Genomic DNA, 650 nt, shown 5'->3' with positions numbered 1-650 from the left:
GATTGTGGTTGGCCTTCTGTCGCCAATCTTTCTAACAAACATCAGTGGAAACATCGACGCATTCGTTGCTGGGCAACCTGTTCCGAATATCTTCACTCAGCCGTTCTGGGACTTCTATATCTTCATTGGTGGTTCTGGTGCGACGTTAGCGTTGGTTCTACTGATGTCATTTAGCCGCTCTGTTCACCTAAAGAGTATCGGCCGAATGAGTGCGGTTCCTGGCTTCTTCCAAATTAATGAACCAGTGATTTTTGGTAGCCCAATCGTAATGAACCCAACATTGTTCATCCCATTTGTTTTTGCTCCAGTAATTAACGCAACGATTGCTTACTTTGCTGTGCATCTTGGCTTCGTAGGTATGGGGGTGGCTACTACACCATGGACGACGCCGGCAATTATTGGTGCGTCTTGGGGAAGCGGCTGGACGTTTTCTCCGGTACTGCTCGTAGTGGGTCTGTTGATTCTTGACCTTCTTATCTACTTCCCATTCTTCAAAATGTTTGAGAAGCAAATGCTTGAGCAAGAACTACCAACAACCAAAGAAACGAAACAGGCAGAACAACCTGCTGGTGAAGGCGTAACCGCTTAATTATGAATGGGCTGTTTTACCAAGCAGCCCATATTTCTGGAGAGATAAAATGGAACAAGAA

The 650-nt window shown here is 45.7% G+C and carries 1 protein-coding gene; it reads left to right on the top strand.

From position 1 onward, the window contains the following. On the top strand, nt 1-589 hold a 589-nt coding region (locus R7190_RS28165), incomplete at its 5' end, for a PTS transporter subunit EIIC (RefSeq protein ID WP_318137964.1). Between the last annotated feature and the right edge of the window lie 61 nt (nt 590-650).

It is taken from the genome of Vibrio sp. 1078-1 (assembly GCF_033340475.1).
The sequence above is the reverse complement of the archived record's forward strand: the minus strand, read 5'-3'. Positions and strand labels throughout refer to the sequence as shown.